This window comes from Microbispora hainanensis (genome assembly GCF_006874475.1).
Taxonomy (GTDB): domain Bacteria; phylum Actinomycetota; class Actinomycetes; order Streptosporangiales; family Streptosporangiaceae; genus Microbispora; species Microbispora hainanensis.
In genome coordinates, this window is record NZ_VIRM01000041.1 from 60,329 (window position 1) to 79,269 (window position 18,941).

An 18,941-nucleotide genomic window follows, 5' to 3' on the forward strand; every position below is an offset into this window, starting at 1 on the left:
CGAGTCCGGTGAACGTCCTGTTCCTGATGACCGACCAGCACCGGGCCGACACCCTGGGCGCGTACGGCAACCGCCTCGCCGCCACCCCGGTGCTGGACGAGCTGGCCCGGACCGGGACGCGATTCGACCGCTGGTACACCCCCACCGCGATCTGCACGCCGGCGCGGGCGAGCCTGCTCACCGGGCAGGCGCCGTTCCGGCACAAGCTGCTCGCCAACCACGAGAGGAACGTCGGCTACATCGAGGACCTGCCGGGCGACCAGTGGGCGTTCTCCACGGCGCTGCGCGACGCCGGCTACAACTGCGGGCTCATCGGCAAGTGGCACGTCGGGCACCACCGGCGGGCGGCCGACTTCGGGTTCGACGGGCCCGACCTGCCGGGGTGGCACAACCCCGTGGACCACCCCGACTACCTGGACTATCTCAAGGCCAACGACCTGCCGCCGTACGAGATCCACGACCGCATCCGGGGGACGCTGCCGAACGGCGGGCCGGGCAACCTGCTCGCCGCGCGGCTGCGCCAGCCGGTCGAGGCGACCTTCGAGCACTACCTCGCCACCCGGGCGATCGAGATGCTGGAGCGGTACGCCGCCGAGCCGAAGCCGTTCTTCCTGCAGCTCAACTTCTTCGGGCCGCACCTGCCGTACATCGTGCCGGACGAGTATTTCGACATGTTCGACCCGGAGCTGGTCGAGCTGCCCACGTCGATCGCGGAGACCTTCGCCGGCAAGCCGCCGGTGCAGGCCAACTACAGCGCGCACTGGACGTTCGACACCATGCCGCTGGAGGTGACGCGCAAGCTCATCGCGGTCTACTGGGGCTACGTCGCGCTCATCGACATGGAGATCGGCCGGGTCATGGACGCCATGCGGCGCCTCGGCCTGAACGACGACACGGCCGTGTTCTTCACCTGCGACCACGGCGAGTTCACCGGCGCCCACCGGCTGCACGACAAGGGCCCGGCGATGTACGAGGACATCTACCGCACGCCCGGCCTGCTGCGGATCCCCGGCCAGGAGCCCGGGGTAGTCCGCACCGAGTTCGTCAGCCTGCTGGACTGCACGGCGACGATCCTGGAGCTGGCCGGGATCGACCCCGCTCCGGCGGTCGACTCGCGCAGCCTCGTGCCGCTGGCCTCCACCGGCGAGGTGCCGTGGGAGCAGGACATCGTCTGCGAGTTCCACGGGCACCACTTCCCGTACCCGCAGCGGATGATCAGGACCGACCGCTACAAGCTGGTCGTCAACCCCGACTCGACCAACGAGCTGTACGACCTGTTCACCGACCCGGACGAGCTGCTCAACGTCTACAACCACCCCGAGATGGCGGAGGTGCGCGGACGGCTGATGCGGCGGCTCTACCAGGTGCTGCGCGACCGGGGCGACAACTTCTACCACTGGATGACCTCGATGTACGACGTCGGCGACGTGTCCTACGACCCCACGTTGAGCGGGCTGGACGAGGCGACCTACCGATGAGCAGGCGTCCGAACATCGTCATGATCCTGACCGACGACCACGCGTCGCACGCGGTCGGCGCGTACGGCTCGGTCGTCAACCGGACGCCGCGGATCGACGAGATCGCGGACCTCGGCGTCCGGTTCGACAACTGCTTCGCGACGAACGCGCTGTGCTCGCCGAGCCGGGCCAGCATCCTGACCGGCACGTATTCGCACGTGAACGGCGTCTCGACGCTGGTCACGCCGATCGACGCGGCGCAGCCTACGTTCGTGAGCCAGTTGAAGGCGGCCGGATATCGCACGGCGATCATCGGCAAGTGGCACATGGGGGACGGCCCGGGGCACAACCCCCAGGGGTTCGACTACTGGGACGTGCTGATCGAGCAGGGGGAGTATTTCGACCCGTCGTTCCTGTCGGAGGACGGCCTGCGGACCGTCCCCGGCTACGCCACCGACCTCATCACCGACATGGCGCTGAGCTGGGCCGGCTCGCTCGACGGCGACGATCCCTACTGCCTGCTGATCTACCACAAGGCGCCGCACCGCCCCTGGGAGCCGGACGACAAGCACGCGGGGATGTACACCGACCCCATCCCGGTGCCGTCGACGTTCGGCGACGACTACGCCACCCGCTCGTCGTCGGCGCGGCGGGCCGCCATGCGGATCGCGGAGCATCTCAACGCCGAGGACCTCAAGCAGGACCCGCCCGAGGGGCTGTCGTACGAGGAGCTGGCGCTGTGGAAATACCAGCGCTACATGGAGGACTACCTGGCCGTCGTCGCGTCGGTGGACGACAACGTCGGCCGGGTGGTCGACTGGCTGCGCGAGCGCGGCGACTTCGACGACACGCTGCTGATGTACTGCTCCGACCAGGGCTTCTTCCTGGGCGACCACGGCTGGTTCGACAAGCGGTTCATGTACGAGGAGTCGCTGCGGATGCCGCTCGTGCTGAGCTATCCGCGGCGCATCCCGGCCGGCCAGGTGCACACCGGGATCGTCACGAACGTCGACTTCGCGCAGACCGTGCTGGACGCCGCCGGCGTGCCGCACCACCCCCGGATGCAGGGCCGCAGCTTCCTCGCCGACCTGACCGGCGAGCCGGGCCCGCCGCCCGCGGAGGGCATGTACTACCGCTACTGGGAGCACGACGACGTCTTCCACAAGGCGCCGGCCCACTACGGCTACCGGACGTCCCGCTACAAGATCATTTATTTCTACAACGACGGCATGGGCATCCCCGGCACGGGCGCGTTCACCTACCCGGGTGAGTGGGAGCTCTACGACCTGGAGGCCGACCCGGAGGAGCTGCGCAACGTCTACGACGACCCGGCCTACCGGGAGATCCGCGAGGAGATGAAGGTGCGCATGTGGCACGCCCAGGCGGCCCTCGGCGACGAGCCGCACCCCAGCCAGCCGATCCCCCGGTTGCTGGAAAACACGGGTGTCTGACTGATGTCCTGCTGCACGCCCGCCACGCCGGGACAGCCCCAGGAGCCCGTCCGCTTCACCGCAGAGGGGCGGCATGCGGTCGAGCAGGTGCGCCTGCCCGGCGGTGAGTTCCGGATGGGCGACGCCACCGGCGACGGCAACCCCGGCGACGGCGAGGGGCCCGTGCACCCGGTCACCGTCGCGCCGTTCTCGATCGACGCCACGACCGTGACGGTCGCGGACTTCGCCGCCTTCGCCGACGCGACCGGCTACCGCACCGAGGCGGAGGAGTACGGCTTCTCCGCCGTCTTCCACCTGGCGATGCGCGCCCACCCCGACGACGTGATGGGGCCGGTGCCCGGCACCCCCTGGTGGGTGGGCGTGCGCGGCGCCGACTGGCGGCACCCCGCCGGGCGGCTGTCGCAGGCCGAGCCCGACCACCCGGTGGTCCACGTGAGCTGGAACGACGCGATGGCCTACTGCTCGTGGGCGGGCCGGCGGCTGCCCACGGAGGCCGAGTGGGAGTACGCATCCCGGGGCGGCCTCGACGGCGCTCGCTATCCGTGGGGGAACGACCTCCCGCGGGACGAGTGGCGGGTGAACATCTGGCAGGGCCTCTTCCCCACCGAGAACACCCTGGACGACGGCTATCTCACGACCGCCCCGGTGCGCACGTTCGCGCCGAACGCGTACGGGCTGTGGCAGACGGTGGGGAACGTCTGGGAGTGGTGCGCGGACTGGTACGCGCCCGACTACTACGTCTACTCGCCTTCGGACAACCCGCGCGGCCCGCTGCGCGGCAGGGCCCGGGTGCTGCGCGGCGGCTCGTTCCTGTGCCACGACTCCTACTGCAACCGCTACCGCAACTCGGCGCGGTCGTCGAACACCCCCGACTCCTCCATGGCCAACGCCGGGTTCCGCACCGTCGCGCTGTGACCGGACGCCCCGCACCCCGCTCCGCGCTGGCGCGGGGAGAACGGCTGGGGGCGGGGCGTCCGGCGGTTCAGGGGTCCAGTGGGTTCAGGGGTCCAGTGGGTTCAGGGGAGCGTGGTTCAGGGGAGCGTGGCGAGGAACGGCTTGACGGTCCTGGAGAAGTTCCAGTTGTTCGCGGCGTCCCAGTTGATCGACCAGGTCATCGCGCCCCGGATGTCGGGGTAGGCCTGCGCGGGGACGAACGACCCGCAGCCGGTGCGCCGCGCCAGGCAGTTCAGCGCGTTGGTGACCGTGCCGGGAGAGACGACGCCGCCGCCGGCCGCGCCGGGACCGGCCGGCAGGCCGAGCGCGACCTGGTCGGGGCGCAGGCCGTTCTGCAACTGGACGCAGGCCAGCGCGGTCATGAAGTCCACCGTCCCCTGGCCGTAGACCTTCTGGTCGCAGCCGAGCATCGTGCCGGAGTTGTAGTACTGCATGTTGACGACGGTGAGGATGTCCTTGATGCTCAGCGCGAGCTTGAAATACTCCATGCCGGTCGACTGCATGTCGATCGTCTGGGGGGCCATCATGATGATCAGCCCGGAGCCCGCCTTCGCCCGCAGCTCGCGCAGCGCCTGCGCCATGTAGGTGGCGTTGAGGCCGTTCTCCAGGTCGATGTCCACGCCGTCGAACCCGTAGCTCTGCATGATGGAGTAGACCGAGTTCGCGAACGCCGTGGCCGCGCCCGGGCTCGCCACCTGCACACGGCCGGCCTCGCCGCCGACGCTGAGGACGACCTTCTGGCCGCGCTGCCTGAGCGCCTGCACGTCGGCCTTGAACTGGGCCTCGGTGTATCCGCCGACGGCGGCGGACAGGCCCGAGTCGAGGGCGAACGTCACCTGGCCCGGCGTGGTGGTCGCCTCTCCGAACGCGATCGCGACCACGTCGTAGTCGCGCGGCACCTGCGACAGCTTGAGCTCGACGGCCGGGTTGACGAAGTTGTGCCAATAGCCGGTGAGGATGTGCCGGGGCAGCGCCCCGCCGGAGGAGCACCCGGTGGTCGTGCCGGTGACGGCCGCGCTCGCCGCCGACTCGCCCGCGGAGTTGTACGCCCTGACGGTGTAGGTGTGGGTGGTGCAGACGCCGAGCGAGCCGATCGTCGCGGTGGCGCCGGTGACCTGGGCCCGCTGGGCCGTGCCCTCGTAGACGCGGTAGCCGGTGACGCCGACGTTGTCGGTGGAGGCGTTCCACGCCAGCGACACGCTGCTCGACGTCGTGCCGGTCACCCGCGGATTGCCCGGGACACCGGGGGCCGTCGTGTCGCCGCCGCTGCTTCCGATCGGCTTCCACAGCGCCGGGACGATCGGCGGTTCCCACCCGGTCAGCGACGTGTGCCCCTGGATGCACTCATAGTCGGTGCCGTTGTAGGTCACCCGCGAGCCCGCGGCATACCAGGTGTTGGGCGCCCAGGCCGCGTAGGCGAGCACCGCGCCGGGCGCCGCCGACGCGGGGGCGGGGCCGGCTCCGACTCCTGCCAGACAGAGGCCCAACGCGAGCAACACCGCGCTGAGCAGCCGTTTCCTCATCAATGCCGTCCTTCCGGGGTGCCGATCGGCGTCCGCGAAAAGGCGTCGGGTGACACGACGGCCGGTCGCGTGACCTTCCCTTTCTTAGGAAAGTTTCCTAATAGTTTTGGCGCGAGCGTAACCCCGGAAAGACGGCCGTACAAGACCCGAAGCCAAGTGATGGAGCCCGGAATGATAGCTGCAACTATGGTAGTTGCGCCCATCATCACTTCCTGGGCGTCTGCGAACGGTGAGGCCACGTGCACGGAGGCACCGCTCGACGTGCCTCGGCTGGAGCGCCTGGAACACCTGCGCGGGCTGCTGCCCAGCGGGAAGGTCGGCGCTCTGCCCAAGCTGCTCCTGTTCGCGCGTTCGGGGTTCTCCCCCGCGCTGCTCCGCCTCGCCGACAGACGGCCCGACGTGGAGCTCGTCGACCTGGGCCGTCTGTACGGCGGAGCGTGAGACCCCCGGCTACTTGCCGAAACCGGCGGTCAGGCCGCTGAGCAGCTGACGGCGGCCGACCGTGTAGAGGATCAGCATCGGCAGGATGGTCAGCACGACGGACGCCAGCACGGCGGGCACGTTCACGCCGTACGGGCCGCCCTGGAACGCCGCCAGAGCCAGCGGCAGCGTGCGCTTGTCGGGGCTCTGGGTGAGGATCAGCGGCAGCAGGAACCCGTTCCAGACCTGCAGCGCGTTGTAGATCGACACCGTCACCACGGCCGGCCGCGTGAGCGGGAAGGCCAGGCCCCACAGGGTCTTCCACTCGGTCGCGCCGTCGAGCCGCATCGACTCGAACAGCTCCTTCGGCACGTCCCTGATGAAGTTGGACAGCACCAGCACCGACAGCGGGATCGCGAAGGCGACCGACGGCAGCACCAGACCCGTCAGCGAGTCGTAGAGGTGCAGCTTGATGATGATTAGGTAGACGGGGATGACCGTCGCCTGCAGCGGGATCGCCAGCCCCATGAGGAACAGCGAGTTCACGCCGCGCAGGAAGCGGCTGACGCCACTGCTGCGGACGATCGCGTACGCCGCCATGAACGAGAACAGCACCGACGGGATCACGGTGCCGATGGCGACGAGGAGGCTGTTCAGGAAGTACAGCGGGAAGTCCATCTCGATGACGAGACGGTAGTTGTCCAGCGTGGGCTCGCTGGGCGGCGCGAACGGGTTGGTCAGGTAGTAGTTGGACTGCGTCTTCAGACTGGTGATCACGATCCAGTAGATCGGGATGATCACGATGGCCAGCCACAGCCAGCCCACCAGCCCACCCAGCCAGTTCGGGCGCTGCCGGCTCTTCGCCGGACGGCGTCCGTGCGCCCCGGACGTGGCGGGGCGCTTGGCCGCCCTCGATGTGTGGGTCGCGGTCACGGTCAGGCCCCTTCCAACTGACTGGCGTAGGGGTCGCGGCCGCCGATACGGCGTAGCAGCATCGCCAGGGCGAGGCCCACGAGGACGAGGATGACGCCGATCACGCAGGCCGCGCCCATGAGGTTGGCCTGGAAGCCGCGCTTGTACATGTCCAGCGCGAGCGCGCGGGTGGCGTCGCCGGGACCGCCCTCGGTCAGCACGAAGATCAGGTCGAAGAAAGTCAGGGAGCCGACGAGCATCAGTGTCGAGGACGTGATGATCGTGTACTTGAGCTGCGGCAGCGTGATGCTGAAGAACATGCGCACGCGTCCCGCACCGTCCAGCTCCGCGGCCTCATAGAGCGAACGCGGAATCTGCCGCACGCCGCCCTGGTAGAGGAGCGAGTGGAACGGGATGTACTGCCACGACACCACGAAGATCACGACACCGAAGGCCAGGCCGGGCTCGCCGAGCCAGTCCTGGGTGAGGAAGTCGATGCCCAGCCCGGCGCCGAGGCCGAAGTTCGGGTCGAGCAGCGCCTTGAAGGTGATCGCGATGGCCGCGGAGCTGAGCAGCAGCGGGATGAAGTACAGCACTGCGAGCAGCTCGCGGTAGCGCTGGCGGCCCGCCAGGAACACCCCGATCAGGATGCTCGCCGGGGTCTGGAAGGCCCAGGAGAGCAGCATGATCAGGAACGTCACCCACAGCGCGTGCGGCAGGCCGGGATCGGTGAGCACCTGCCGCCAGCTTTCGAACCCGGTCAGCTGGATCTCGCCCAGCGTGTCCCAGGAGGTGAAGCTGAGCAGCAGCACCCCTATCAGCGGAATCAGCGCGAAGACGGCGAATGCCACCAGGGCCGGCACGGCCAGCCAGGGCAGGACGCCGCCGCCGCGCGAAGCGGCGGCGGACGACGTCCTTCGAGCGGAAATAGCAGTCATGCTTACTTACCGATGACCGCGTTCATGTTCGTGGCGAAGTCCTGCGGCGAGATCGACAGCTGGAACAGCTTGGCGATGTTGTCGAGCAGGACCTCGGCCGCGGTCGGGCTGAGCGCCTGGTCCCACGACTGGGCGAACACCTTGGCGTTGCTGGCGACGCCGTAGATGAAGTTCAGGAACTCGGCGTCCTTGGAGCCGGCGAACAGCTTGTCGGAGCCCTTGACGATCGGCACACCGCCGGTCTCGACCCAGTCCTTCTGCTCCTGGTCGTCGAGCACGCCGGTGGCGAAGAACTTCTTGGCGATCTCCTTCTGCTCGGGGGTCGCCTTGGAGGAGATCGACAGGTACTGGCCGGGGTTGCCGACGGTGTTGCTCGGGTCGCCCTTGCCGCCGTCGACGCCGGGGAAGTTCATCCAGCCGAGGCCGCCGCTGGAGACGATGTCGCCGCCCTGCTCCTGCTGGATGCCGTACGACCAGCTGCCGTGCAGCATCATCGCGGCCTTGCCCGTGTAGAGCAGCGCCTGGTCGGCGTTGGAGTCGGCGGTGACGGAGGAGAAGCCCTTGATGAAGGCGTTGGCCTTGATGAGCTCCTGCATCTTGGTCAGGGCCTCGATGGAGGCGGGGTTGTTCCAGGCGTCCTTCTCGCCGTCGAAGACGGCCTGGAACACCTCGGGGCCGCCGATGCGGTCGAAGAGGAACTCCAGCCACATCATGTTGGTCCAGCGCGACTGGCCGGCGAGGGAGAACGGCGCGATCCCCGCGTCGTTGAACTTCTTCACCAGGTCGAGGATGTCGCCGTACGACTGCGGCGGCTGCGCCCCGACCTTCTCGAAGACCTTCTTGTTGTAGAACAGGACGATCGGCTGCACGGTCTCGCACGGCATCGCGTAGATCTTGCCGTCGATCGTCGCGGCACCGAAGGCGCCGGGGAACAGCCGGTCCTTGACGGCGGCGTTCTCGCCGAACCACGAGGTGAGGTCCTCGACCTGGCCGGCCTGCACGTAGCTGCGCAGACCGCCGCCGCCCCAGCCCCAGATGATGGTGGGCGCCTGGTTCGCGCCGATCGCCGTCTTGATCTTCGTCTTGTACGCGTCGTTCTGGATCGTGGTGATCGCGATCTGGCCGTTGGGGTTGGCCTTGTTGAACCGGTCCACCGACGCGGTGCGGGGGGCCTCTCCGGGCGGGCCCTGGAGGAACCAGTAGGTGGCCTTGCCCCCGCCGCCACCGCTGCCGCCGGCGGCACCGCCACCGGATCCGCCGCCGGAAGGGGCTGGACCGGACGTGCCGCAGGCCGCCAACGCGGCACCGAGGGGGAGGCCCATGGAGAGGGTGAGGAAGTTGCGGCGGGATGGTGTCCTGGACTCCACGCTGATCTCCGTACGTCGAACGCCGAGGCTGGCCGCGGCTCGCTGAAAAAATACTCGGACGCGGCAGGGGGGCGACGTGGATCGGCACCCCGGTGCCACAGTCCACTCCTTCTTGAAGTCAGCTCGTTTCGAAACATTTCGACACAAGCCGCGTGGCACGCCAATCTAGATTTGCGATACCTGACTGTCAAGAGCGCTCTCACGACCTCCCCAGCTTGACGTGAGGCGTGTGTAAAGTACCGACGAACAGGCGTCACGCTCGGCGATCACGGTTGGCCGAAAGTTTATCGATAGAACCGCCCCGGACGCCGAAATGTTTCGAAACCTTTTTGAGGAGAGCAGATGACGGCCCCAGATCGGACGCACGCGGCGGACGGGACGCTCCGGGCATGGCAGGACCGGGCACTTCCCGTGGCCGACCGGGTCGAGGCCCTCCTCGCGGAGATGACGCTTGAGGAGAAGATCGGCCAGCTCGGCAGCAGGTGGATCGGCAACGACATGCAGTCGCCGGAGGAGGTCGAGCCCGACAACGCGCACAATGTGGCCCCCATGCAGGACGTCTTCGCCGCCTCGGGCACGGTGCCCATAGAGGAGGCCGCGCGCAATGGGCTCGGCCATCTGACCCGGGTGTTCGGCAGTGCTCCGGTGACGGCGGTGGAGGGCGCGGCGGAGGTGGTGCGGCTGCAGCGCGAGGTGGTGAAGCACTCCAGACTCGGCATCCCGGCGTTGGTCCACGAGGAATGCCTCACGGGGTTCACGACTTATGGTGCGACCGTATATCCGGCCGCGATCGCCTGGGGCGCGACCTTCGACCCCGGACTGGTGGAGCGGATGGCCGCCGCGATCGGCAGGGACATGCGGGCCGTGGGCGCCCACCAGGGCCTGTCGCCGGTGCTCGACGTGGTGCGCGACTACCGCTGGGGCCGGGTCGAGGAGACCATGGGCGAGGATCCGTACCTCGTCGCGATGCTCGGCTCCGCCTACGTGCGCGGCCTGGAGAGCGCCGGGGTGATCGCCACCCTGAAGCACTTCGCCGGTTACTCCGCGTCGCGGGCGGCCCGCAACCACGGCCCCGTGCCGATGGGCCGGCGCGAGCTGATGGACATGATCCTGCCGACGTTCGAGACCGCCATCGCCGAGGGCGGCGCGCGCTCGGTCATGAACTCCTACTCCGACGTGGACGGCGTGCCCGCCGCCGCCGACCCGTGGCTGCTGACCGAGGTGCTGCGCGACGAGTGGGGGTTCACCGGCACGGTCGTGTCGGACTACTGGGCGATCGCGTTCCTCGCGAAGATGCACCAGGTCGCCGCGGACCACGAGGAGGCCGGCGTGCTCGCGCTGACCGCGGGCATCGACGTCGAGCTGCCCGACACGCTCGGCTTCGGCGCGCACCTGGCCGAGCGGGTGCGGCGGGGCGAGGTGCCCGAGGAAGTGGTCGACCGGGCCGCGCGCCGCCTGCTCACCCAGAAGGTGCAGCTCGGGCTGCTCGACCCGGACTGGACGCCGGAGGGGTCGGTGGCCGGAGCGGACGCCGTCGACCTCGACTCGCCGGCCAACCGGGCGCTGGCCCGGGAGCTGGCCGAGCGGTCGATCGTGCTGCTCGACGCGGGCGACGCGCTGCCGCTGCTCGGGGAGGGGCGCCAGGGGCCGCGCCGGGTCGCCGTGGTCGGGCCCTGCGCCGACGACCCGCGCACGTTCATGGGCTGCTACGCCTTCCCCAACCACGTGCTGCCCCGCTATCCGAAGCTCGGGCTCGGGCTGGAGGCGCCCAGCCTGCTCGACGCGCTGCGGGCCGAGCTGCCGGACGCCGAGATCGTCCACGAGCGGGGTTGCGACTGGCGGGAGGAGGACCGCTCCGGCTTCGCCCCCGCGCTCGCGGCCGCCCGCGAGTCCGACCTGTGCGTGGCCGTCGTCGGCGACCTCGCCGGGCTGTTCGGGCAGGGCACCTCGGGCGAGGGCTGCGACGCCGAGGACCTGAGGCTGCCGGGGGTCCAGGAGGACCTGCTGGTCGAGCTGGCCGCCACCGGCACGCCGGTCGTGGTGGTCGTGGTGTCGGGCCGGCCGTACGCGCTGGGGCGGGTCCGCGAGGGGGCGGCCGCGCTCGTCCAGGCGTTCATGCCGGGCGAGGAGGGCGGGGCGGCCATCGCCGGCGTCCTGTCCGGCCGGGTGCAGCCCAGCGGGAAGCTGCCGGTGCAGATCCCGCGGACCCCGGGCGGGCAGCCGGGCACCTACCTGCAGCCGCCGCTGGGCTCCGACAGCCACGGCATCAGCAACATCGACCCGACCCCGCTGTTCCCGTTCGGCTACGGCGCGTCCTACACCACCTTCGAGGTCGGCGACCTGGAGATCGGCGACGACGAGGTGCCCACCGACGGGGAGTTCACCGTGTCGGTGCGCGTGCGCAACACCGGCGAGCGGGCGGGCGAGGAGGTCGTCCAGCTCTACCTGCACGACGTGCTGGCGCAGGTGACCCGGCCGATGCGGCAGCTCGCCGGGTTCGCCCGGGTGCGGCTCGAACCCGGCGAGAGCGCGCGGGCGACCTTCACCGTGCACGCGGACAGGACCGCCTTCACCGGCCGCGACCTGCGGCGGATCGTCGAGCCCGGAGACATCGACGTCTACGTCGGCACCTCCGCGTCGGACCTGCCGTGCCGGGGCCGGGTGCGGCTGACCGGCCCGCTGCGTCACGTCGGCCACGACCGGCGGCTCGTCACCCCCGTGGACGTGCGACCGGCCGCAGGCCCCGATCAGGGAGGAACAGATGCCGCCCAGTCGTAGGCGGGCCACACTCGCCACGGTCGCGGCCTCGGCGGGGGTGTCGGTCGCGACCGTGTCGAAGGTGCTCAACGGCCGCAGCGATGTCGCGCCGGAGACGCGTTCCCTGGTGCTGTCGCTGCTGGAGCAGCACAACTACGTCGCGCCGCCGCAGCGCCGGGGGGAGGCCGCGCCCGACACGATCGAGGTGGAGTTCGACGCGGACCTCAACGCGTACTCGACCGAGATCGTCCAGGGCGCGGTGCAGGCCGGCGCCGATCTCGACGTGGCCGTGGTGGTGAGCATCCGGCGCGACGCCGACCGCACGGGAGGGTGGGCGCGCGACCTGGTCGCGGCCGGACGGCGGGCGCTGGTCGCCGTCACCGGCGAGCTGACCGCCGTGCAGCTCACCGCCCTGGCCCGGGCGCGGCTGCCCCTCGTCGTGATCGACCCGCTGAACCTGCCGAGGGCCCGGGTGACCAGTGTCGGCTCGACGAACTTCGCCGGTGGCATGGCCGCGACGCAGCACCTGCTCGCGCTCGGCCACCGGCGCGTCGCCTATCTCGGCGGGCCGGCCACCGCGGCCTGCAACCAGGCCCGGCTGCACGGCTATCGGGCCGCGATGGAGGCCGCGGGCGCGCCCGTCCTGCCCGGGTATGCGCGAGCCGGAACCTTCCACTACCACGACGGCATGACAGGCGGCGCGGCCCTGCTCGATCTGCCGGAGGCGCCCACGGCGATCTTCGCGGGCTGCGACGACATCGCGCTCGGCGTGCTCGAGGCGGCCCGGGCCCGGGGGCTGCGGGTGCCCGAGGACCTCAGCATCGTGGGCTTCGACGACACGCAGATCGCCCGGATGGCCTCGCCGCCCCTCACCACCGTGCGGCAGCCGCTGCGGGAGATGGGCGCCGTCGCGGTCCGTACGGCGCTGCGCCTGGCGGCCGGAGAACAGGTCGAGTCGCATCACGTCGAACTCGCGACGGAACTGGTGGTGCGCGGCTCGACCGCCCCCGAGGCGCACACTGGAAGGTGAGCCCCGGGAAGCAATCGGCCGGAGCGAACGTTGCACAGTGCAAATGATGCCGTGCAAATGATGCCGTGCGATAGACGCGGGAAAGTTGGTGGTCTCCATGACCGTCCAGGCAAAGGCACTCATCTCGCTCCTGCCCTCCGACCAGGGTGGTCTGCCGCACGAGCTGCCCTTCCGCACGCAGTCGCTGGTGATCTGCGCGTGTGCGGGGGAGCACGGCAGCGGAGCCAGCCGGCCCTTCCAGGCGGCGATCACGTCGGACGACGAGGAGCCGCTGATCCCGGGTGACCGCCTGCACGTGGTGACCATCGCGACGAACGACGACGACGCGGTCGCCTATCTGCGTCCCGGGGAGCGCTTCCGCCTGTGGTGCGGCCACGACGTCGGCACCGGCATCGTCTCCCGTCGCGTGATCTGAGCGTCCAGGGGTCCGCACCGCGGCCGTGTCCGGAAGGAGCGGCCCGCGCGTAGGCTTGTGGCGTGCCCGCGACCTGCGGGAACGGGGGGCCTGCCCGCGTGGGGAGGCGGAAGATGGCCGAACAGTCGCTACCACTCGCCGCACACCTGCGGCTGCGCACACACGACGTCGACGAGGCCCGGAAGCGCGTCGGGAACGACCTCGGCGTCCACGGACTGCGCCCGGTGAATCCGGAGATCCGGCTCGACGCCCGCATGAACGGGGTGGCGTTCGACGGAGTCTGGCTCTATTCGCTCGGCTACGGCACGGAGGTGCTGATCACGCCGCAGCCGGTGGACGACTATCTGCTCGTCGAGATCCCGCTGACCGGCGCCGCCGAGGTGTCGCAAGGCCGGGAGCGGATCGTGGCGACGCCCGAGCTCGCCTCCGTGCTGTCGCTGACCCGGCCCATGTGCATGCGGTGGCCCTCCGGGCTCGAGTCGCTGATCGTCCGCTTTGACCGCGCCGCGATCGAAGCCCACCTCAGCAAGCTCATGGGGCGCACCCCGAGCAGGCCGCTCGCCTTCTCCCTCGGCATGGACCTGACCCGGCCGCCCGTATGGTCATGGCTCTCGGTCGTCGAGCTGCTGAGGCGGGAGGCGGAGACCGGCGGGGCCATGCTGGAGCAACCCGTCGCCCTCCGGCAGCTGGAGGGGCTGCTGATGACGCAGTTGCTGCTGGCCCAGCCAAGCAACTACAGCGACGCGCTGTCGGGCGTCCAGCCCCGGGTCGCACCGACGGCGGTGGAACGGGCCGTCGAGCTGATCGAGGCGCGGGCGGCGGAACCGCTCACGGTGGAGGGGATCGCCGAGGCGGTGGGCGTCGGCGCGCGGGCGCTTCAGGAGGGGTTCCGCCGTCAGCTGGAGACGACGCCCACGAATTATCTGCGGGAGGTGCGCCTCGACCGGGTGCGGGCCGAGCTCACGGTCGGGGATCCGGGCGTCACCACGGTCACCGACGTCGCCTATCGCTGGGGGTTCGTCCATCTGGGGCGGTTCGCGCTCGCCTACCGCCGGCGTTTCGGGGAGTCCCCGTCGGAGACGCTGCGCCGCTGAACAGGCTCAGCGGGCCGGCAGGTCCGCCCACCAGGTGATCGTGCCGGAGGATCCGCTCCGGGCGCCGTGCCGGATGGCGAGGGCGTCGATGACGATGCCGCCGCGCCCGCTCTCGCCCGGGGCCGCCGCGGCCCCCGGCCACACCGGGGCAGGCCCGGCGTCGGTGACCTCGACCCGGATGATGTCGTGATCGCCCTCCGCGCAGCGGAGGAGCCGGAACTCGGCCGGCGGCAGGGCGTGGAGCACGGCGTTGGTCACCATCTCGGAGATCACCAGCACGGCCTCCTGCGCGGCGGTCCCGGGCGTTCCCCAGGCCGTCAGCACGTCGAGCGCACGGTGTCGTACGGCGCCGACCTCCTGCGGAGAGTGCGGCACCGGACACGTGTATTCGTCGAGGACCGACTCGGCCGTGCGGACGCCGGCGCGGTCCATTGTCTGCGAGTTCATCGTGTCGTGCTCCTTGGTCACCAGTGGGCACCTTCTGTGGCGAAGCGCCCCCGCCCTCCCATACGCGGCGCGTCAAACGGTCGGAAAGAGCGTCACTTATCGCAGATTAGGCGGGCCATACGAAGGGTCGCTATCCCCAAGGCGAGGGCGGGTATCCGCATAACGAACCATTACCCGACGCCCGTGCGGGCGCCGGTCCGGGTGGTTCGGGCGAGTCCGGCGGGGCGTCCGGGACAGCCGGGACGGGTGGGACGACCGGATCGGTGAGTTCGTGGCCGGAACGGGCGAGCCAGACCACCGTCAGGGCGTTGGTGGCCGCGATCGCGGCGTCGAGCATGCTCCCGGAGATTCCGGTGCCCTCCACCAGATGAGCCAGCGACAGGAGCGGGATCGGCGCGACCAGGGAGGCGATGCCATAGCCGACGGTCGCCCGCCGCCAGCGGCCGTCCCGCCACTGCGTCAGGAACACCAGCGCGATCCAGATCAGGCCCGCCAGTCCGCTGAGATCGGACATGTCGGCCGCGCGCCGCACCTCGCTCCAGCCGAGCACGTCGAACACCTCGACGGCGGCCCCGCTCATGTTGGCCAGCAGGCCCGAGAGCAGGGCGAGCCCGGTCCACCCCACGGTGCGGCGCAGCACCGGGTGGAACAGCACCACGACCGCCGTCATGACCAGCGAGTCGATCACCACCGCCCACCACGGCCAGGCCGGCGCGATCGCGAAGACCAGCCCGGACCCCGCCGCCGCGTAGAACGCCACGCGCAGCCGCAGCACGGTGCGGTCCGTCGCCGGCGGGCGGCCCCCGACCGGGCCGCGCAGGCCCTGCCACAGCGCCCAGCCCCACAGCCCGCCCGCCGCGAGGAGGACGAGCGCGTTCGGCCACACGGCCGTGAGGTCCTCGCCCGCCTCGGAGAAGACCGTCAGCCGCCAGAGGAGTCCGATGTCGCCGCGGGCCGTCGCGACCGCGGCGGCGACCACGATCACGGCGCCATACGCGGCGGCGGCGACCAGAGCGGGAACACCCCACCGATAGTGGCGCACGGCCTCATCCCGGGAATCGAGCAGGAAAGTGATCGGAAACGAGCGTCACCCTAACGAGCCGTCTCCGTAAAGGGAAACAGACCCATGCGCGCGGGGAGACACGGGTCAGCGAGCGGGCGTGGTCTTCGGGGCGCTCAACCGCTGACGCCGGAGCTGGTCTGCGAACTCCCTGGCCATCGCGAGCTGCTCGCGCAGCCTGTCGGCGCGTTCGGCGACCGCCCGCTCGAAAAGCTGCAGCCGGGCGAGCAGGCCGGGGTCGTCGTCGCCGCGGGCGAGCCGGTCGGTGATCTCCAGCAGGTCGCGCATCTCCTCCAGCGTGAACGCCAGCGGCTTCATCCGCCTGATCAGCGCGAGGCGCTGCACGTCCTGTTCGCTGTAGAGCCGGAAGCCCCCCTGGGTGCGGGCGGGCACGACCAGGCCGACCTCTTCGTAATGGCGGATCGTGCGCAGGGACAGCCCGAGCCGCTCGGCGACCTCGCCGATCTGCGCCAGACCTTCAGGCATCGCTCCGCTCACCTTTCCTACCCCCGCGGTCATCGCTTCCGCGGGTATGGGCCACTCACGGCCTACCGTCACGTACGGGTGGAGTTTCGCAGAACAACGCCGGTTCCCACCGCGACGGCGCGCCCGGCGAGGGGGAAGGGCCAGGCGGGCCGTGCGGTGGCGTTGACGCCTGCGATGGGTGAGCACGCGGCGAAGCGGAGTCCCACCGCAAGCGGGCCAGACTCTACTCTCACGGAAGGTTATAGAGCAATGATCGCCGGGAGTGGGAGCTTGATCAGTAGGTGCTCGGCTCCGGCTCCTCGACGCTCCACGTGACCGTGCCGTCCGGCTGGACGCACCGCCGGCGGACCCGGGTGACCAGTTGTGTCGGCAGCTGGAGCGCCGCGACCCAGGACCCGTTCCTGCTCCGCTCGAAACAGATGTTGTCGCCGTTGACGACGACCCGGTCGGCGGTGAGGGTGCGCTGGAACCCGCTGTACATCCTGACGCGGTAGACGGACATCGTCCTCCTCTCCACGTGCAATCCCGTGTGGCCGGACCCGTCGCGGAGGACGCTCCCACGCGGACGGGCTCCGGCGGGCGGCGGGGCCGCCCGGATCCCTGGCCTTCCGGCGGTCACGACGCGGGGCGCGAGGACGGGACGTCGCGGGAGACGTCGCGGGACGGCGGCGCGTCGGCCGGGAGAACCACGTGACCAGCCTCACCCTACTCTGACGTCAGAGTAGCCAGACCCGAGGGACGGCCGTCAGCTCGTCAGCAGGCCGATGCCGAGGGCGAGCACGCCCGCCGCCAGGCAGAGCGCGCCGAGCCAGAGCAGGACGATCAGGCGGTTGGGCCGGGTCACGTTCCGTCCGATGGACGACAGGAAGAATCCGGCGGACATCAGCACGGCCGCGAGCGGCACGCCGAGCCGGGCGGTCCACAGGGCGGCGCCGTCGAGACCGGTGGCGTCGACGAAGAGGAGGCACACCAGCCCGAGGACGACCAGGACCCCCGCGTGCGCGTGGCCGGCGCGGGCGAAGGCCTGCTGGAAGGGCGTCATCGGCACCGCGCCGCGGACGATCCGGGTGAGGAACCACCCGCCGAACTCGATGGTCACGATGGTCAGCAGGACGGCGCCGGCGATCACCTGGGTCGGCTGGCTGAGCTGCAGGGGGGTCATGGGCTCTCCTTCGGTGTGGGGGGTGGGGTGAACGTCAGCGGCCCGTGCGCAGGGCGGCCTCGGGAAGGCCGAGCGTCCGCGAGAGTTCGGCCAGCTCCGCCTCGAACAGGTCGCCCTCCTCGTCGCCGACGATCCGCGGGAGGCCGAGCGACTCCAGGCAGACCATGCCGTAGAGCCGCATCCAGCAGCGGGTGAAGGCGGCCGCGGCGGCCGTGGAGGGCATCGTGATCTCCAGGATCCGCACGAGCCGCTCGGCCAGCGGCTCGATCCGGGGCTCGCGGGGCCAGGGCGCGGGGGAGGCGCTGCCGTAGTCGCGCCAGGCTCCGGCGAAGATCTCGCCGAACAGCCTGCCCACCTGGGCTCGCGCCCGGCGGACCGTCGGGTTCTCCTCCTCCGGCGGGGACACGACCAGGGAGAGGTGGAACTCCCGGGGGTGCTCGACCCCCCAGCGCCGCAACGCCCTGCTGGCGGTCACGAGCCTGCCCGCCGTGTCGGCCTCGTCCACCTCGGCGACGGCGGCGGCGACGAACTCGGTGAGCTCGTCCAGGATCGCCAGGATGACCGCGTCGAGCAGGGCGCGGTGGCTGTCGAAGTAGCGGTAGACCCCGGGCGGGGTCATCCCCATCTCCCGGGCGACCGCCCGGATCGTCAGCGCTTCGACGCCCTGGGTCGTGAGGATCTCGCGGCTGACCGAGATCAGCTCCCTCAGCGTGGCGTCGCGCACCCTCTGACGTCGTGAAGGACCTGTCGTCGAGGACGCCTCCATGGGCCTGTCTCCCTTCTTGTGTTTACACATGTTAACTCTAGCGTATTGCATTCGCTGATGCTTCTGTGCGACTCTTGCGTTATCAACATTCGCGGTCATTGCCCGCCCGACCCCCTGGAGGCTCCCTTGACCACCCACTCCGGCACAGCGCTGCGCTCCAGGCCCGCCCCGGCCGCCTCTCCCGCCGCCTCTCCCGCCGCCTCTCCCCGGGCCGGCGCCGCGGACCGCGACCACGCCGTCGAGCTGCTCGGCGACGCGTACGGCGCCGGCTATCTGACCAAGGAGGAGTTCGACGAGCGCCTCGACCTCGCCACCCGGGCACGGCACCACGCCGAGCTCGACGGGCTCCTCGCCGACCTGCCGCCCCGGCTGCGTACGTCGAGGGACCGGGCGCGCCGCCGGGCCCGGAAGGCGAGGGCGGCCAGGCTCGGGGTGCGCATCCACGCCGGCGTCTACGCCGGCATGTCGCTCCTCATGGTGGCCGTCTGGGTCGCCGTCGGCCGGTCGACCGGCTCCTGGTATCCGTGGCCGATCTGGCCCGTCCTGGGCTGGGGCGTGGGCGTGCTGGGCCACGCCGTACCCGTGACTCTGACGAACTGTGACCCTGGCGACCGTGCCCGCGAGCGCCGCGAGGCGTTTTAAAGCACCTAGTGCGGTGACCACGAACGTTTGCCGGGTGGGTCAGGCGGCTTCGTTGGCGGC

19 protein-coding genes are annotated in these 18,941 nt (G+C 70.6%); 9 read left to right on the forward strand and 10 right to left on the reverse strand.

Annotation, left to right across the window (positions count from 1 at the left end; all coding sequences use genetic code 11):
* The first annotated feature begins 8 nt into the window (after positions 1-8).
* From FLX08_RS27830 to FLX08_RS27840, 3 genes are read left to right on the forward strand one after another with little or no spacing between them, the layout of a single operon-like run.
* A complete protein-coding gene (locus FLX08_RS27830) occupies positions 9-1,478 on the forward strand; it encodes a sulfatase family protein (RefSeq protein ID WP_244312931.1) in 1,470 nt (489 codons plus the stop codon).
* Entirely contained in the window at positions 1,475-2,908 is a 1,434-nt protein-coding gene (locus FLX08_RS27835) for a sulfatase family protein (RefSeq protein ID WP_142622966.1), read from the forward strand. Before FLX08_RS27830 ends, FLX08_RS27835 begins: the two co-directional genes overlap by 4 nt.
* A gap of 3 nt (positions 2,909-2,911) precedes the next feature.
* Positions 2,912-3,823, forward strand: coding sequence for a formylglycine-generating enzyme family protein (locus tag FLX08_RS27840; RefSeq protein WP_208761702.1), 912 nt, complete (start codon positions 2,912-2,914; stop codon positions 3,821-3,823).
* Positions 3,824-3,939: 116 nt separating this feature from the next.
* On the opposite strand, the gene FLX08_RS27845 is transcribed toward FLX08_RS27840, so the two are convergent.
* Positions 3,940-5,385, reverse strand: coding sequence for a chitinase (locus tag FLX08_RS27845; RefSeq protein ID WP_142622967.1), 1,446 nt, complete (start codon positions 5,383-5,385; stop codon positions 3,940-3,942).
* 261 nt (positions 5,386-5,646) lie between these two features.
* Between FLX08_RS27845 and FLX08_RS27850 the strand changes: the two genes are divergently transcribed.
* Positions 5,647-5,826 carry a hypothetical protein gene (locus FLX08_RS27850; protein ID WP_142622969.1) on the forward strand — a complete coding sequence of 60 codons (180 nt, stop codon included), beginning with the start codon at positions 5,647-5,649 and terminating at the stop codon, positions 5,824-5,826.
* 9 nt (positions 5,827-5,835) lie between these two features.
* Here the strand turns inward: FLX08_RS27850 and FLX08_RS27855 are convergent, their stop codons facing one another.
* Genes FLX08_RS27855 through FLX08_RS27865 form a run of 3 tightly spaced genes read right to left on the reverse strand, consistent with a single transcriptional unit; the run spans position 5,836 to position 9,022 of the window.
* The gene (locus tag FLX08_RS27855) at positions 5,836-6,738 is read right to left on the reverse strand and encodes a carbohydrate ABC transporter permease (protein WP_142622972.1); all 903 of its coding nucleotides are present in this window, start codon (positions 6,736-6,738) and stop codon (positions 5,836-5,838) included.
* Between the two features lie 2 nt (positions 6,739-6,740).
* Positions 6,741-7,655 (reverse strand): carbohydrate ABC transporter permease, encoded by a 915-nt coding sequence (locus FLX08_RS27860; protein WP_142622973.1) that lies wholly within the window; start codon positions 7,653-7,655, stop codon positions 6,741-6,743.
* A gap of 2 nt (positions 7,656-7,657) precedes the next feature.
* Positions 7,658-9,022, reverse strand: coding sequence for an extracellular solute-binding protein (locus FLX08_RS27865; RefSeq protein WP_280117137.1), 1,365 nt, complete (start codon positions 9,020-9,022; stop codon positions 7,658-7,660).
* A gap of 342 nt (positions 9,023-9,364) precedes the next feature.
* On the opposite strand from FLX08_RS27865, the gene FLX08_RS27870 reads away from it, so the two are divergent.
* The 4 genes from FLX08_RS27870 (at position 9,365) to FLX08_RS42405 (ending at position 14,318) form a co-directional block, all read left to right on the forward strand.
* Positions 9,365-11,800 carry a beta-xylosidase/alpha-l-arabinosidase gene (locus FLX08_RS27870; RefSeq protein WP_142622975.1) on the forward strand — a complete coding sequence of 812 codons (2,436 nt, stop codon included), beginning with the start codon at positions 9,365-9,367 and terminating at the stop codon, positions 11,798-11,800.
* Positions 11,784-12,809, forward strand: coding sequence for a LacI family DNA-binding transcriptional regulator (locus tag FLX08_RS27875; RefSeq protein WP_142622977.1), 1,026 nt, complete (start codon positions 11,784-11,786; stop codon positions 12,807-12,809). Before FLX08_RS27870 ends, FLX08_RS27875 begins: the two co-directional genes overlap by 17 nt.
* Positions 12,810-12,906: 97 nt before the next feature.
* A complete protein-coding gene (locus FLX08_RS27880; protein WP_142622979.1) occupies positions 12,907-13,224 on the forward strand; it encodes a hypothetical protein in 318 nt (105 codons plus the stop codon).
* Positions 13,225-13,337: 113 nt separating this feature from the next.
* A complete protein-coding gene (locus FLX08_RS42405) occupies positions 13,338-14,318 on the forward strand; it encodes an AraC family transcriptional regulator (protein ID WP_142622981.1) in 981 nt (326 codons plus the stop codon).
* Positions 14,319-14,324: 6 nt separating this feature from the next.
* Here FLX08_RS42405 and FLX08_RS27890 read toward each other — a convergent pair whose 3' ends face one another.
* The 6 genes from FLX08_RS27890 to FLX08_RS27915 all read right to left on the reverse strand — a co-directional run bounded on the left by FLX08_RS27890 (position 14,325) and on the right by FLX08_RS27915 (position 18,239).
* On the reverse strand, positions 14,325-14,765 hold the full coding sequence (locus tag FLX08_RS27890) for an ATP-binding protein (protein WP_142622982.1): 441 nt from the start codon (positions 14,763-14,765) through the stop codon (positions 14,325-14,327).
* A 130-nt stretch (positions 14,766-14,895) separates the two neighbouring features.
* Positions 14,896-15,807: a hypothetical protein gene (locus tag FLX08_RS27895; protein ID WP_142622984.1), complete on the reverse strand. Its 912-nt coding sequence runs from the start codon at positions 15,805-15,807 to the stop codon at positions 14,896-14,898.
* Between the two features lie 105 nt (positions 15,808-15,912).
* Positions 15,913-16,311, reverse strand: coding sequence for a MerR family transcriptional regulator (locus FLX08_RS27900; protein WP_142622986.1), 399 nt, complete (start codon positions 16,309-16,311; stop codon positions 15,913-15,915).
* A 274-nt stretch (positions 16,312-16,585) separates the two neighbouring features.
* Positions 16,586-16,813: a hypothetical protein gene (locus tag FLX08_RS27905; RefSeq protein WP_142565358.1), complete on the reverse strand. Its 228-nt coding sequence runs from the start codon at positions 16,811-16,813 to the stop codon at positions 16,586-16,588.
* A 243-nt stretch (positions 16,814-17,056) separates the two neighbouring features.
* Positions 17,057-17,473, reverse strand: coding sequence for a hypothetical protein (locus FLX08_RS27910; protein WP_142622988.1), 417 nt, complete (start codon positions 17,471-17,473; stop codon positions 17,057-17,059).
* Between the two features lie 34 nt (positions 17,474-17,507).
* Entirely contained in the window at positions 17,508-18,239 is a 732-nt protein-coding gene (locus FLX08_RS27915; RefSeq protein ID WP_208761703.1) for a TetR/AcrR family transcriptional regulator, read from the reverse strand.
* Positions 18,240-18,365: 126 nt separating this feature from the next.
* Here FLX08_RS27915 and FLX08_RS27920 point away from each other — a divergent pair, with 126 nt between their 5' ends.
* On the forward strand, positions 18,366-18,881 hold the full coding sequence (locus FLX08_RS27920; protein ID WP_167530600.1) for a DUF1707 domain-containing protein: 516 nt from the start codon (positions 18,366-18,368) through the stop codon (positions 18,879-18,881).
* The last annotated feature ends 60 nt before the right edge of the window (positions 18,882-18,941 follow it).